General features: G+C 49.8%; 13 protein-coding genes and 1 pseudogene. 4 read left to right on the forward strand and 10 right to left on the reverse strand.

The window, feature by feature from the left end:
* Window positions 1-203: 203 nt before the first annotated feature.
* A complete protein-coding gene (locus tag BLQ88_RS16495; protein WP_090152150.1) occupies window positions 204-1,769 on the reverse strand; it encodes a helicase HerA-like domain-containing protein in 1,566 nt (521 codons plus the stop codon).
* A gap of 218 nt (window positions 1,770-1,987) precedes the next feature.
* On the opposite strand from BLQ88_RS16495, the gene BLQ88_RS16500 reads away from it, so the two are divergent.
* The 4 genes and pseudogenes from BLQ88_RS16500 (at window position 1,988) to BLQ88_RS16515 (ending at window position 6,590) form a co-directional block, all read left to right on the forward strand.
* On the forward strand, window positions 1,988-2,992 hold the full coding sequence (locus BLQ88_RS16500) for an alpha-E domain-containing protein (RefSeq protein WP_090152153.1): 1,005 nt from the start codon (window positions 1,988-1,990) through the stop codon (window positions 2,990-2,992).
* Window positions 2,993-3,041: 49 nt separating this feature from the next.
* A pseudogene (locus tag BLQ88_RS16505) lies at window positions 3,042-3,781 on the forward strand (proteasome-type protease).
* Between the two features lie 181 nt (window positions 3,782-3,962).
* On the forward strand, window positions 3,963-5,366 hold the full coding sequence (gene glmM, locus BLQ88_RS16510) for a phosphoglucosamine mutase (protein WP_090152156.1): 1,404 nt from the start codon (window positions 3,963-3,965) through the stop codon (window positions 5,364-5,366).
* Window positions 5,367-5,441: 75 nt separating this feature from the next.
* Window positions 5,442-6,590 carry a cysteine desulfurase family protein gene (locus BLQ88_RS16515; RefSeq protein WP_090152158.1) on the forward strand — a complete coding sequence of 383 codons (1,149 nt, stop codon included), beginning with the start codon at window positions 5,442-5,444 and terminating at the stop codon, window positions 6,588-6,590.
* A gap of 77 nt (window positions 6,591-6,667) precedes the next feature.
* On the opposite strand, the gene hemH is transcribed toward BLQ88_RS16515, so the two are convergent.
* The 9 genes from hemH to BLQ88_RS16560 all read right to left on the reverse strand — a co-directional run bounded on the left by hemH (window position 6,668) and on the right by BLQ88_RS16560 (window position 14,285).
* Complete coding sequence (gene hemH / locus BLQ88_RS16520; protein ID WP_090152160.1) at window positions 6,668-7,741, reverse strand: ferrochelatase; 1,074 nt, start codon at window positions 7,739-7,741, stop codon at window positions 6,668-6,670.
* Window positions 7,742-7,819: 78 nt separating this feature from the next.
* Complete coding sequence (locus tag BLQ88_RS16525) at window positions 7,820-8,767, reverse strand: N-acetylornithine carbamoyltransferase (RefSeq protein ID WP_090152163.1); 948 nt, start codon at window positions 8,765-8,767, stop codon at window positions 7,820-7,822.
* A 70-nt stretch (window positions 8,768-8,837) separates the two neighbouring features.
* Window positions 8,838-9,974 (reverse strand): aspartate aminotransferase family protein, encoded by a 1,137-nt coding sequence (locus BLQ88_RS16530; protein ID WP_090152166.1) that lies wholly within the window; start codon window positions 9,972-9,974, stop codon window positions 8,838-8,840.
* Between the two features lie 32 nt (window positions 9,975-10,006).
* Window positions 10,007-11,014: an N-acetyl-gamma-glutamyl-phosphate reductase gene (argC, locus tag BLQ88_RS16535; RefSeq protein ID WP_176885004.1), complete on the reverse strand. Its 1,008-nt coding sequence runs from the start codon at window positions 11,012-11,014 to the stop codon at window positions 10,007-10,009.
* Window positions 11,015-11,018: 4 nt separating this feature from the next.
* Window positions 11,019-11,381: a four helix bundle protein gene (locus BLQ88_RS16540; protein WP_090152169.1), complete on the reverse strand. Its 363-nt coding sequence runs from the start codon at window positions 11,379-11,381 to the stop codon at window positions 11,019-11,021.
* Between the two features lie 35 nt (window positions 11,382-11,416).
* Window positions 11,417-12,619 carry an argininosuccinate synthase gene (argG, locus tag BLQ88_RS16545; RefSeq protein WP_090152174.1) on the reverse strand — a complete coding sequence of 401 codons (1,203 nt, stop codon included), beginning with the start codon at window positions 12,617-12,619 and terminating at the stop codon, window positions 11,417-11,419.
* 55 nt (window positions 12,620-12,674) lie between these two features.
* Window positions 12,675-13,079 (reverse strand): helix-turn-helix domain-containing protein, encoded by a 405-nt coding sequence (locus tag BLQ88_RS16550; protein WP_090152176.1) that lies wholly within the window; start codon window positions 13,077-13,079, stop codon window positions 12,675-12,677.
* 13 nt (window positions 13,080-13,092) lie between these two features.
* Entirely contained in the window at window positions 13,093-13,389 is a 297-nt protein-coding gene (locus BLQ88_RS16555) for a type II toxin-antitoxin system HigB family toxin (RefSeq protein WP_090152178.1), read from the reverse strand.
* Between the two features lie 167 nt (window positions 13,390-13,556).
* Window positions 13,557-14,285: a GNAT family N-acetyltransferase gene (locus BLQ88_RS16560; RefSeq protein ID WP_090152181.1), complete on the reverse strand. Its 729-nt coding sequence runs from the start codon at window positions 14,283-14,285 to the stop codon at window positions 13,557-13,559.
* Between the last annotated feature and the right edge of the window lie 37 nt (window positions 14,286-14,322).

Consider the following 14,322-nt stretch of genomic DNA (forward strand, 5'->3'; position numbering starts at 1 on the left):
GCCGGAGTTAGTAGGGCATCGTTAGTACGGCGTAGTCATTAGTTGGGCGTAGTCTCCGACTACGCCCGAGCGTCAGCTGGTCTCTGACCAGCGAAATTTCGAACGATGAAGCAACGCCGGTCAGAGACCGGCATTCGCTCCGACGTAGGCATAGACTACGCCGAACTTCGTTCTTCCAAATCGTTCAGCCCAAGACATCCATTTTAAAACCCAAACAACCCGCCACCGCTCTTTCGCGAGGTCGTTTTCTTGCCAAACAGCATTCCAAAAACGCCGCGTACCACTTCCCGGCCAATCTGTTTCGCGAGCGGGGAATTGAGCGCATCCGAAATCATACTCGTCTGCTCTTTTTCCTTCTTCGCTTCGACCTTCGCCTGCACTTCCGCTTCTTTGGCCTCGGTTTCCTTGCGGGCCTGCTCTTCCATTCGTTTCGTCAGGATTTCGTAGGCACTTTCCGGGTCCACTGGATCTTTGTATTTCGCATACACATCCGATTGCTGCACGTGTTTGTCGTAATCGGCCTGCACCATCGGGCCCATGATGGATGCCGGAGGCATTAAATGCGTGGCGGCAACTTCCGTCGGGATACCTTTTTCATTCAAGACGGTAATCAGTGCCTGACCGATACCGAGCGTTGTCAGTACCTGATCGATGGAATAAAAATCCGATTTCGGGTAGGTTTTTACTGTCTGTTTCAGCCCCTCGGCGTCCTGTGGCGTGAATGCGCGGAGCACGTGCTGCACGCGGTTACCGAGCTGCCCGAGCACCGAAACCGGCACATCCTGCGCCATTTGTGTACAGAAGAAGATACCGACACCTTTGGAGCGGATCAAACGTACCACTTGCTCGATTTGTTCGAGGAATGCTTTCGGCGCGTCTTTGAAAAGCAAGTGCGCTTCGTCGAGGAAGAATACCAGTTTGGGCTTATCCAAATCGCCGGCTTCGGGCAGTTTTTGGTATAACTCTGCCAGCAGGCTGAGCATGAATGTCGAGAACAATGCGGGGCGGTCCTGCACGTCGGAGACATTAAGGAGGCTGATCACGCCCTGACCGTCGACTTTATTGATCAGGTCATCGATATCGAATGACCGTTCGCCGAAAATGCTGCCTACACCCTGCTGCTCCAATGCGACGATCTTGCGGAGGATCGTTCCGGCTGTCGATGCGGAAATCGTTCCGTAATCGGCTTTGATTTCCGCTGCTCCCGGGCCTTCCGCCAGGTAGTTGAGGACTTTCTTTAAATCATTCAGATCTACCATCGGCAAATCCTTATCGTCGGCATATTTGAATAGGATAGCGAGCACGCCGGCCTGGGTTTCGTTCAGTTCGAAGATTTTGGAAAGCAATATCGGGCCGAATTCCAGCACGGTAGCACGCATTTGCGCACCTTTGTTGCCGCTCAGCGAATAGAGTTCGACAGGAAATCCTTTTGGCTCGAACACGGTACCGAGTATCTGGGCACGCTCTTCCAGCACTGCATTGGTCTTACCCGGCTGTGCAATGCCTGAAAGGTCGCCTTTGATATCGGACATAAAAACGGGCACCCCCGCCGCCGAAAGTTGTTCGGCGAATACCTGCAACGTACGCGTTTTACCTGACCCCGTAGCCCCGGCCACGAGCCCGTGGCGGTTCATCATGCGCAAGGGAAGGTTCACGCGGGCCTCGCCGATGATCTCGCCGTCGAGAATGGCCGACCCCAAATGAATTACAGGTTTGTCAGTTTGATAGGATTTCTGAATTGCTGCAACAAATTGCTCTTTCTTTGACACAGGAAATACGGGTTATGGTTTGATGAAAGGTTAAGTTACAAATTTTAAAGGTTTCGGGAAGATTCCAAGGCAGGTGGGTGAATTTTGTGGAATAATAATTTGTGTGGAATTAATATAACTTTTTGTATATTCTTGTATTTGCAAAATATTATTAGGTATTTTGGTTTGATCGCTTAGTGATTATTCTGATTTACAATTTAGAGACGTACTTACCCTTTATGTTGAGCCGAGTTGCGAATTCAATTTACTGGATGAACCGATATATGGAACGGGTCGAGAATTATGCCCGTTTTGTGGGAGTTAATTTTAACCTCGCGCTCGATCTTCCGCCCGATGTGGACGAGCAATGGGAGCCGCTCCTGATCGCAACAGCCGACCATTTTTTGTTTTACAAATATTACGATAAACCTACCAAGGAGGACGTCATCCATTTCATGACGTTCGATAAACGTAACCCGAATTCGATTATCAGCTGCCTGTATGAGGCCCGCGAGAATGCGCGGACGATCCGGGAGACGATCTCGAAGGAAATGTGGGAGAGTATCAATACGTTTTACCTGGCCATTAAAGGAACTTCGCCCGACGATTTCCGGAATATGGACCACATGCAATCGTATTTCACGGATATCCGCAAGAATTGCCAGCTTTTCCATGGCGTAGTCGACTCGTCGATCACGCGCAACGAAGCCTGGCATTTCGGTAGGTTAGGCCGGCACATCGAGCGTGCCGACAAATGCTCGCGCTTCCTGGATGTGAAGTATTTTACATTGTTGCAGGATTCGGGTACGAATGGCTCCACGCTCGATCTGATGCTCTGGACCGCGGTTTTGAAATCGGTGAGTGCCTATAATATGTACCGGCAGACGCACCGTGCATTGACGCCAATGAACATCGTGGCGTTCCTGATCCTCGACAAGCTCTTTCCGCGCTCGATCGCGTATTGCGTGCGCCAGGCGGAACTGTCGTTGTACGCCATCGCCGGCTCCATTCCCGAGCGCGGTTACACCAATCCGGCCGAACGTGCATTGAGTAAAATCCGTAGCGAGCTGGAATTCACCGATGTGGAAGATGTCTTCAAAATGGGCCTGCACGATTACCTCGATAAATTTCAAATCAAGAATAACGAGGTGGATAACAAGATCTTCGATATGTATTTCGGTTTGGAGACCGGGCAGAGCCAAAGCCAGAGCCAGGGGCATTTCAAAAGCCAATGGATGAACTGATCAAAACTTTTCTATCTTAGCGGCTCTATCATTTTTGAGCCGCTAAGACATGACATATTGCCTGGGTATCAAAGTCGCATCGGGCCTGGTGGCAATCGCCGACACGCGGCTTACTTCCGGAACCGAGGTTTCGACCAACAAGAAAGTGTCTGTTTACCAGTCTGATAAGCATTCAATTTTTATCATGACATCCGGCCTGAGGTCGGTGCGCGACAAGGCCATTACCTATTTCAAAGAAGTCCTCGAAGAGCGGGACACTTCATTCGACAAGCTTTACAAGGCCGTGAATGCATTGGGGCAGCAGGTCCGGCGGGTAGCCGACGAAGACCGGTACGCGCTCAACAATGCCGGGCTGATATTCAATCTGTTCGCTATCGTGGGCGGGCAGTTGGAACACGACTCCGAGCACAAGCTTTTTCTGTTGTATCCCGAAGGCAACTGGGTGGAAGTCGGCGACGGATCGCCGTTTATCATCATCGGCAACTCGGGTTACGGGAAGCCGCTACTGTACCGGAGTCTCAATTCGATTCGTCGATGCAGGATGCATTGAAGATCGGCTTTTTGTCATTCGATTCTACAAGAGTAAGTTCCAACGACGTGGATTACCCGATAGATGTCGTCATGTATGAAAAGGATTCGTTTCAACTCGTTGAACACCGTTTCGAGAAGGACGACCTCGATTATGTGGGTAAACAGTGGAGCGCGCTGCTGAGCAATTCCGTACAAAAATTGTCGTTGGAGTGGATGGACCCTGTGTTCGGCAAAATAGGAGAAATTTCTAAGGCATAACCCTCGCGTCCAGCCTGAAAACGTATATTATGGCTGGTTTTGCGAAAAATCAATAAAGTTGTAAACGGGCGTAGATTAGAAGTCCAGAAACTCAATTATTGTTTTTTGTTTGTAGAAAAATCTAATTGCGGAGAGGGAATTTAGTATTTTTGCAACCAAACATAAAGAGGAATTCTAGATCGTGACGTTAATTAAATCTATCTCAGGAATCAGGGGAATAGTGGGTGGAAAATCGGGTGAGGCGCTGACTCCGATTGATGTTGTTAAGTTTGCTGCTGCATACGGGACATGGGTGAGGCGTACAAATCCACAAAATCTTAAGGTGGTAATCGGCAGGGATGCAAGGCTTTCCGGTGAAATGGTAAGCCGTCTGGTAGCCGGTACTTTACAAGGTGTGGGGCTGAATGTGCTCGACCTTGGCCTTTCCACTACGCCTACTGTCGAGATAGCCGTGAAAGCGGAAGGCGCTGCGGGCGGTATCATCCTCACAGCAAGCCACAACCCGATCCAGTGGAACGCCCTCAAACTGCTTAACAACGAAGGAGAATTCATTTCGGAAACCGAAGGTGCCGAAGTGCTGCGCATTGCCCAGGAGGAAGATTTTCTTTTTCCGGATGTAAAAAAGCTGGGCAGCTATGCTTCCGACAACACTTACCTGCAAAAACATATCGACCACGTGCTTTCACTGGCATTGGTGGATGTGGAAGCGATCAAAAACGCGAATTTCAGGATCGTCGTCGACGCGGTGAACTCGACGGGCGGCATTGCGGTACCGCTTTTGCTGGAAGCTTTGGGTGTTGATTCCAAAAGCATCAAAAAGATGAACTGCGAGCCAACCGGCAACTTTGCGCACAACCCCGAGCCCCTTCCCGAGCATTTGCACGATATCAGCAAAGAGCTGAACAACGGTTCCTACAACCTCGGCATCGTGGTAGATCCGGATGTGGACAGGCTGGCGCTCATGTGCGAGGACGGCACGGCATTCGGAGAAGAATATACCCTGGTAGCCGTTGCGGACTATGTTTTGAAACACACGCCGGGCAATACGGTTTCCAATCTCTCGTCAACGGCGGCATTGCGGGATGTTACCATCAAAGCAGGTGGGGAATACCTCGCATCGGCGGTAGGAGAGGTGAATGTGGTGAATGCGATGAAAGCCAATAAAGCCGTGATCGGTGGAGAAGGTAACGGAGGGGTAATTTACCCTGAAAGCCACTACGGCCGCGATGCGCTCGTAGGTATTGCATTGTTTCTCACGCATTTGGCCAAATCCGGTAAGAAAGCGTCGGTACTGAGAAGGTCTTACCCGAATTATTATATTTCCAAAAACAAGATCGAGCTTACGCCGGAGATTAACGTTGACAACATCCTCGACCGCATTCAGACACGTTATTCCAAGCAACCGGTGAACACCGTGGACGGCGTGCGCATCGAATTCGACCGTGAATGGGTGCATTTGCGCCGCTCGAACACCGAGCCGATCATCCGCATTTACTCGGAATCGGAAACGCAGACGACCGCTACGAGCCTTGCCAACAAAATCATTTCCGATATCAAGGAAATCATTTCGGAACCGAAGAAATAAATAAGCTGTTGCTTAGCAAATATGGGTCACTTGTTGTCTGAACTGGCAATGAGTGATCTTTCTAATTTATATCCCATGAAAGTCTATCTGGACAATGCGGCGACGACGCAGCTGGACCCCGAAGTCCTGGAAGCAATGCTGCCGCTGATGACCGAGCAATTCGGCAATCCCTCTTCCATACATTCTTACGGCCGCGCCGTACGTTCATCCATCGAGCGCGCCCGCAAAAGCATTGCAGCCATTTTAAACGCGGCGCCTGCCGAGATATTTTTCACCTCAGGCGGTACCGAAGCCGATAATACGGCTATCCGTTCCAGTATCGAGACATTTGGCCTTACACACGCCATTACCTCGCGCATCGAGCACCACGCCGTGCTGCATACCCTGGAGCATTTGAAAAAGCTGGGCATTATCGAGCTGAGTTTTGTGAATCTGAATGCAAAAGGGGAGGTAGATCTCGGGCATCTGGACGCTTTGCTCGCTTCCAAACCGCGTTCATTGGTATCGTTAATGCATGGTAACAATGAAATCGGCAACCTGCTCGACCTGGAAGCTGCCGGCGACATTTGTGAAAAGTACGACGCCATTTTTCACTGCGACACCGTGCAGACGATGGGCCATTACCGCCACGACCTGCAAAAGCTGAAAACGAATTTCATCGTCGGCGCGGCGCACAAATTCAATGGGCCGAAAGGCATCGGATTTTTGTACATGCGTCCGGGCATTAAGATCAATCCTTTCGTACACGGGGGCGCGCAGGAGCGTAACATGCGCGGGGGCACGGAGAACATTTACGGCATCGTAGGCCTGGCGAAGGCATTGGAAATCGCTTACCGCGATATGGACTCGCACCGCACGCATATCGAGAGCCTGAAAAGCCGCATGATCGGGAAGCTGAAAGATGGTATTGAAGGCGTCGCATTCAATGGCAACTCGGCTGACCTCGACAAAAGCCTATACACGGTGCTGAATGTAAGCCTGCCGCCGTCGGATATCAGCGATATGCTGCTGTTCAACCTCGACATTGCCGGAATCGCTGTTTCAGGCGGTAGCGCGTGTTCAAGCGGTACCGACATCGGTTCACACGTTTTGAATGAGCTTAGAATCGATGAAAACCGTGCTAACGTGCGTTTCTCGTTTGGTAAGTACAATACCGAAGCGGAGATCGATTACGCGGCGGAGACTTTGATTGGTCTTTACAAGAAAGAAAGTGTTATTCTCTAATCGGGCATGAGTCTCTCAAAGCGATAATTTTCAATTAAAAGTATTACCGCATAAAAAGCCAAAACCCGGCCCCTGAATCAGGAGGCCGGGTTTTTAATGATATCTTCAAGGCATTCGACCCAGATGTCGGAGTCGTTGAGACTTTCGACGAGCTGCCAATGCTGGCCGCCTTCTTTTTCGAACAACTCCTTGTATTCTTCTCCTACTTCGATCGTCGTTTCCAGGCAGTCGGCTACAAATGCCGGGGAGAATGCTAACGCGCTTTTGACGCCTTTTTTCGTCAGTTCAGGGATTACTTCGTCGGTATAAGGCTTGATCCAGGGATTCTTGCCCAACCGAGACTGGAAGCAGGTCGTATACTTACCTTCGGGAATACCCATTCCTTTCACGAGCAAACGCGTTGTTTCAAAACATTGGGCGCGGTAGCAATGCTGGTTGCGGTGATCGAGCTTATCGCAGCAGCTGCCGAACTGGCAAAAATGGCCGGTAACATCGCCTTTCGTAATCTGCCGCTCGGGCAGGCCGTGGTAGCTGAATACGAAATGGTCGTAATCGTGCTGTGCCATGTATTTTTTACCCAGATCCACAAAACCCTTGACGAATTTCGGGTGTTCGAGGAAGCGGTTCACAAACCGGATTTCCGGCAGCACCTCCCAGTCTTTCACCACGCGCATTACCTCCTTATATACCGAACCGGTAGAGGCCGAAGCATATTGCGGGAAGAATGGTACCACGATGATTTCGGTCAAACATTCCTTACGCAATGCGGTAAGGGCTTTTTCAATGCTCGGGTTCTGATAACGCATTGCCAGTTCGACGATGTAATCTTCACCCAGCACCGTTTGCAGCTTATCTTTTACCGAATACCCGTACGTTTTCAACGGAGAGCCATCGGGCCGCCAGAGTTGTTTGTAAACTTTCGCAGACTTGGGTGCGCGGAATGGCGCAATGATGAGGTTGATCAGGAACCAGCGGTTAACATATGGAATGTCAATCACACGCTCATCCATCAGGAACTGGCGCAGGTATTTGCGCACGTCGGGCACCGACGGGCTGTCGGGCGTGCCCAGGTTCACAATCAGTACGCCGGTTTTGCGGACTTCATTTAGAGTAGTAGTATCGAAGGGTTGAGCCAATGTGGTTGTACTCATTTCAAATTCAGTTTCATGATGCGGAGCCGACCGCGTGCGACAGGCTCCTTTTGTATTTCAGTCTTGCAAAAATAGCAATTACAATCCTAACAAGACCTCTTTCAACGCCGCCTGCGCCGACCATTCACGGTTGGCAGCCTGCTCGATCACCAGCGAGCGCGGGCCGTCGAGTACTTCGTCGGCCACCTTCATATTCCGGCGTACGGGCAGGCAATGCATAAATTTGCCGTTGTCAGTCAAAGCCATTTTGGCTTCGGTAATCATCCAGGAAGGATCGGTATTCAAAACCTGGCCATAGCTGTTGTATGACGACCAGTTTTTGCCATAAACAAAATCTGCGCCTTCCAATGCTTTGTCCTGGTCGTAAATCACCTGGCCTTTGCCTACGAAATCGGGCGAAAGATCGTAACCTTCCGGGTGTGTTATCACGAATTCTACGTCCATCGGGTTCATCCATTCGCAGAACGAGTTGGCAACGGCCTGCGGCAACGCCTTGAAATGCGGCAGCCAGGTAAGGACCACTTTCGGGCGTTTTTTGAGCTTGAATTCTTCGATTGTAATGCAGTCGGCCAGCGACTGCAGCGGGTGGCGCGTCGCCGATTCGAGGTTTATGATCGGTACCTGCGCGTATTTTTTGAACTGCTGAAAAACGATTTCCGCGTAATCCTTATCACGGTCCTGCAAGCCCGCAAACGAGCGGATGCCGATGATGTCGCAATAGCTGCCGATCACCGCCGCCGCCTCTTTCACGTGCTCCGCCTTATCGCCATTCATGATCACACCCTCTTCCATTTCCAGTCCCCAGCCATCCTGGCCGACATTCATCGTAATCACATTCAAGCCGAGGTTTTGGGCAGCTTTCTGCGTGCTGATCCTTGTCCTCAAACTCGAATTGAAAAACAACAGTCCTATGGTTTTGTTTTTCCCAAGCGCCTGGTCTGCAAACGGATCTCGTTTGGCTGCAATGCCGCTGCTGATGAGCTGGGGGAGGTCGGTGACGTCTTTAATGGAAAGAAAGTGTTTCATTCAGGTTAAAATTTCGGAGACAGGTGTTCCTATTCTCAACTGGGACAAGGATGGTATTAGTTCAAAAAAATCACTCAGCCGCGACAGATACTTCTTTTTTCAATGCTTCGAGGAACAGATCGGCCTCTGTTTGGGTCAATGCGAGCGATGGCAGCAAGCGAATCGTGTTCGCGCCGGCCACGCCTGTGAACATTTTGTGTTCAAACAAAAGCTTGTTGCGCAGGTCTTTCACCGGGTAGTCAAACTCGATCCCGATCATCAGCCCGCGGCCTCTCAATTCTTTATATCCACCAATCGCTTTAATGCCTTCGAACAGGTAATCCCCGATCTCGGCCGCATTCGCGATGAGGTTTTCTTCTTTCATAATGTCCAGCACCGCCACGCCCGCCGCGCAAGCCAGGTGGTTGCCGCCGAATGTTGTTCCAAGCAAGCCGTAGCTGGCTTTGAATTTAGGAGAAATCAATATTCCGCCGATCGGGAAGCCGTTGCCCATGCCTTTCGCCATCGACATAATGTCCGGCTCGATGCCGCTGAACTGGTGCGAGAAGAACTTGCCCGTCCGCCCGTAGCCGCATTGCACGCTGTCGAGGATGAGTATCGCGCCCGTTTCGTCGCATTTACGTCTTAATGTTTGTAAAAATTCATCTGTACACACATTGATACCGCCCACACCCTGAATGCCTTCCACGATCACCGCGCACACCTCATCGGTAATGCCTGCCTTAGCCGCAGCCGCGTCGTTGAATGGCAGAAACGTCACGTGCTCCTTGTAATTCACAGGCGCCACGATCGACGGGTTGTCCGTCGCCGCCACCGCACCGGCCGTCCGGCCGTGGAACGACTTCGTGAAGGAAATGACCTTCGTTCTGCCGTTGTGGAAAGAAGCCAGTTTCAATGCATTCTCATTCGCTTCCGCGCCGGAGTTGCAGAGGAACAGTTTATAGTCAGGATAGCCCGATAGCTCACCCAACTTCTCCGCCAGCTCTTCCTGAATGGAGATTTTCACGGAATTGGAATAAAAACTGATCGCATTCAGCTGCTTCGTCAGCTTATCCACATAATAAGGATGGCAATGGCCAACCGAAATCACCGCGTGGCCGCCGTAAAGATCGAGGTACTTGGTCCCGTTCTGGTCCCAGAGGTAACTGCCCTCGGCTTTCACCGGTTCTATATCGTAAATGGGGTAGACGTCAAAGAGGTGTGACATTGTCTGATCTTCGTTAAGATTCGAAAAATGAATTAAAACGCCGGCGCTTTCAACCGCAGCCCTGCATCTTCCGGCAGGCCGAAAAGCAGGTTCATATTCTGCACCGCTTGTCCCGACGCGCCTTTGGTAAGGTTGTCGATAATGCTCGTGATCAGCAGTTGGCCGTCGTGCACTTCCAGGTGAACGAAGCATTTATTGGTATTCACGATCTGCTTCAAATCGATCGGCGTGTCGCTTACGTGCGTGAACGGGTGCGAGGCGTAAAAGTCTTTGTAAATAGCCTTCGCTTCCTCCAAAGTGCCTTCATAACGCGTGTACACGTTAGCGATGATGCCGCGTGTGTAATCGCCGCGGTACGGCACGAAGTTCACCGGCTTATCAAATTCAGCCTGCAACTTGCCGAAAGTCATTTTGATCTCCGTCAAATGCTGGTGCGAGAATGCCTTGTAAATCGACATGTTATTGTTCCGCCACGTGAAATGCGTAGTCGCGCTCAATGCCTGTCCGGCGCCCGTGCTGCCTGTAACCGCACTTACGTGAACTTCGTCCTGTATCAAACCTGCATGAGCGAGCGGCAAAACAGCCAACTCAATGCTCGTTGCGAAACAGCCTGGATTAGCGATTTTCGTAGCGCCTTTGATCTGCTCGCGTTGCAATTCCGGCAAGCCATAAACAAAGCCATTCGACTCATCCCGGAAATCTGTGCTAAGGTCAATTACCTTAACGCTTTCTGGTAATTGATATTCATCCAGAAACTTCTTCGACTCACCATGGCCGGAGCAAAGAAAAATCGCATTCAAACCTTCCTGATCCAGCAATGGCTGAATGTCGTCGCCGGAAAATACCAGTTCCGTATCACCCAGCAGATCCGTATGCGTCGCGTAAACAGGCTTGCCCGCCTGGCTTTTGCTATGCGCGAAAGTGATGTTGACGTTCGGGTGGTTTACCAGTATTCTGAGCAACTCTCCGCCAGTGTAACCGGCTGCGCCTATAATGCCGACGTTCAGAGTGTTTATGAGTTTATGAGTTAATGTGTCCATATTTTTAGTCTTGTGAAGAGCGCACTGTTTTAAAAAGAGAAATAAGCATTGCTTTAATTTCTTTTATTTCCACATCACGACTCTCAAATACTTCACTAGTGATGTAACTGAGGTCTTTTGAAAGCAAAAGATAGTATTCCGTTTCATGAAGAGACCCCAATGATATTTGAAAAAACTTTGCAATGTCAAGTATCCCTTTCTTGCCACAGCCTTCGGCCAGATTGGCTGGTACCGACACTGCGGAACGCCGCATTTGAGATATGAGTCCGAATGTTTCGGTTTTCGGGAAGTCATCGGTTAGCTTGTAAACCTCGAGTACAAATGCATGAGACTTTTGCCAAACCCTTAACTCCTGATAATTTTGCATTCGAATAACTCATAAACTTTAAACACTAAACTCATTTACTTTTCCACCGAATCACTCACCTTCCCATAAATCATCACCTGGTTCGAAGCCACTTTCGAGAAGCCGCGGACGTCATCACCGGTCCAGGCGTTGTTCATTTCGCCGTAGCTACCGAATTTCGATGACATCAGGTCGTATGACGACTCGATACCCTCTACATGGAAGCGGTGTGGCGCGAGGTAAACATGCACCTGACCCGTCACGTGCGACTGCGTATCCGCAAGGAACGTTTCGATATTACGCATTACCGGCTCTACAAACTGCCCTTTGTGCAGCAAGCTGCCGTACCAGTTCGAAAGCTGCTCTTTCCAATACAACTGCTGTTCTGTCAAAACATGCTTTTCAAGCTGATGGTGCGCTTTGATAATGATCAGCGGAGCAGCAGCTTCGAAACCAACGCGGCCTTTAATGCCAATAATCGTGTCACCCACGTGAATATCCCGGCCGATTCCGAACGGCTGAGCGATCTCTGCCAGTTTTTGAATAGCAGTTACCGAATTTTCGAAAGTTTCGCCCGCAACGCCTTTCAATTCACCTTCTACAAAATCCAAAGTAATGCGCTCCGGCTCTGTTTTGGTGATTTGCGTAGGCCATGCCGATTCGGGCAGGTATTGATCGGAGGTCAATGTTTCTTTGCCACCTACCGAGGTTCCCCAAAGACCTTTGTTGATGCTGTATGCAGCCTTGGTCCAGTCGCGGGAAACGCCTTTTGCTGTCAGATACTCAATTTCCGCCTCGCGTGAAAGTTTCAAATCGCGGATCGGCGTGATGATTTCGGCATCCGGCACGATAATGCGGAATGCCATATCGAAACGCACCTGGTCGTTACCTGCGCCTGTGCTCCCGTGCGCGATCGCGCTCGCACCGATTTCTTTGGCATATTCAGCCACAGCTACCGCCTGGAAAATACGCTCGGCACTTACCGAAAGCGGGTAAGTGTTGTTTTTGAGAATGTTACCGAAAATCAGGTATTTGATACAGTCGTTATAGTACTCCTTGGTTTTGGAAACCGTAGCATGTTGCTTCACACCCAAAGCATAGGCATTCGCTTCGATCGTTTTCAGCTCTTCGTCCGAAAAACCACCGGTGTCAACCAAAACCGAATACACCTCGTAACCTCTGTCTTCGGCTAAATATTTTACACAAAAGGAGGTATCAAGTCCCCCTGAAAACGCTAATACTACTTTGGGCTGTGACATTATTTGTATGGTATGGATACTGATTCTAAAACTGTTATCTATCTAAAACTGAAATTCAACTGGCTGCCAGAAGCGTTTCCGCCGGTATACCCAGGTTTTTGCTGATTTCCCTGATCATCTTGATAGTCAGGTTCCTCTTTTTGTTCAAAACTTCTGAAACTCTGTTCTCCCCGCCGAAATAGGGGGCGACGTCTTTCCTGCTCAAATGCAGCTGCTCCATCCGCTCCTTGATTGCTTCGATCGGGTCGGGTTTTGGCATTGGATAATGCTTTTTTTCGTAATCGATCGCTAGAACGGTAATCGCTTCCAGGATATCGAGCGCCTTCTTTCGCTCTGCTTCATCTTCCAGCAAATCGGCGTCCATCAATGCATTGATTACCTTGTCAGCTTCCTCGAAGTCGGCCTGACTGGTGATCGGCTTGATGGTGATCTCATCTATATTGATTGCTAATGCTTTCATTATCTGTGATCTACTAGATATTCTTAATGTCTGTTATCTTGTCGTAATTGTTATGACTTCCGATAAATCTTACAAAAACCAGTTGCCTCTCATATTCGAACTTGGCAATCAGCCTATACTTGTTATGAGTGATATTAAACACAATCCTGCCGTTTCCAACAGTATCGGCATTCTTGAAAAACCGGATCACTTCGTTGGGGTTTTGGAAGCTGTTTTTTTCAACGGCGTCATGCCAAAATTCCAATGCGGGACGTGCGTCCGGATGCTGATCCCAAAATGTTCGTAGTGTGCCTCGTGTGAATATCCTCATACCGACCGCAAAAGTACGCAAACTTGCCGGAATCGCGTTCCCAAACCGGGAAAAGCTGCTGGCGGTCGGCTTATTGACTTTCGCAAAAATACCCCGCCGCAGTCCTTTTCGGTTGCCGGGCGGGGTATTTAAATAAGATACTAAAATCTATCAAAGTGTGCGGCACATTAGTGTACCAGCACGGCCCCGGCGTTTTTCTTTTTGGCGCGTTCTTCCCTTCGCAGCAAAATGCGTTGCTTAATGCGCATCCAGCGCTCATAAAGGCTCGATTCCTTCAAGAAATCCCAGGTATGGCTTTCCTGCGCAACACCGCTGGTAGTGGTGCTGGCCGTGTTCTTTTTATCCTCGGGATCGTACATCATACCGGTACAGAGGCAATGCTTTCTGTTGGTCCGGGTGAGTACGTCGTAGTTCACGCAGCTTGCGCAGCCTTTCCAGAATGCGTCGTCGGCGGGTAGTTCGCTGAATGTAACCGGCTCATAACCAAGGTCCGAATTGATTTTCATTACCGGTAAACTGGTGGTAATGCCGATAATTTTTGCATTCGGATATTTATGCCGCGACAGTTCGAATGCTTTCTGCTTGATAGCCTTCGCCATGCCGCTGTTACGGAAATCAGGACTTACGATCAAACCCGAATTGGCCACGAACTTGCCGTGTTCCCAGGTTTCGATATAACAAAAACCAACCCACTCTCCGGTGTCTGTCAACGCTATGATGGCTTTTCCCTCCACCATTTTCTCCATTATATATACTGGGGAACGTTTGGCTATACCGGTACCACGCTTTTTAGCGCTCTCCTCCATTTCTGCACAGATTTGTTCGGCGTAATGGAGATGATTTTCATTGGCAGTCTGTACGATAAACTTACTGCCCACTACTTCGGTATTTTTCATTGATGACTATGCTGACAAAATGTTCAAGACAATAATT

The organism is Dyadobacter soli (assembly GCF_900101885.1).
GTDB lineage: Bacteria > Bacteroidota > Bacteroidia > Cytophagales > Spirosomataceae > Dyadobacter > Dyadobacter soli.

Excerpts from the sequence above, each read along its gene's own strand:
- BLQ88_RS16555 (WP_090152178.1), bottom strand. The coding sequence starts at position 13,389 with ATGAGGATATTCACACGAGGCACACTACGAACATTTTGGGATCAGCAT.
- BLQ88_RS16550 (WP_090152176.1), bottom strand. The coding sequence starts at position 13,079 with ATGAAAGCATTAGCAATCAATATAGATGAGATCACCATCAAGCCGATC.
- BLQ88_RS16515 (WP_090152158.1), top strand. The coding sequence starts at position 5,442 with ATGAAAGTCTATCTGGACAATGCGGCGACGACGCAGCTGGACCCCGAA.
- BLQ88_RS16500 (WP_090152153.1), top strand. The coding sequence starts at position 1,988 with ATGTTGAGCCGAGTTGCGAATTCAATTTACTGGATGAACCGATATATG.
- BLQ88_RS16525 (WP_090152163.1), bottom strand. The coding sequence starts at position 8,767 with ATGAAACACTTTCTTTCCATTAAAGACGTCACCGACCTCCCCCAGCTC.
- BLQ88_RS16530 (WP_090152166.1), bottom strand. The coding sequence starts at position 9,974 with ATGTCACACCTCTTTGACGTCTACCCCATTTACGATATAGAACCGGTG.
- BLQ88_RS16560 (WP_090152181.1), bottom strand. The coding sequence starts at position 14,285 with ATGAAAAATACCGAAGTAGTGGGCAGTAAGTTTATCGTACAGACTGCC.
- hemH (WP_090152160.1), bottom strand. The coding sequence starts at position 7,741 with ATGAGTACAACCACATTGGCTCAACCCTTCGATACTACTACTCTAAAT.
- BLQ88_RS16540 (WP_090152169.1), bottom strand. The coding sequence starts at position 11,381 with ATGCAAAATTATCAGGAGTTAAGGGTTTGGCAAAAGTCTCATGCATTT.
- argC (WP_176885004.1), bottom strand. The coding sequence starts at position 11,014 with ATGGACACATTAACTCATAAACTCATAAACACTCTGAACGTCGGCATT.
- argG (WP_090152174.1), bottom strand. The coding sequence starts at position 12,619 with ATGTCACAGCCCAAAGTAGTATTAGCGTTTTCAGGGGGACTTGATACC.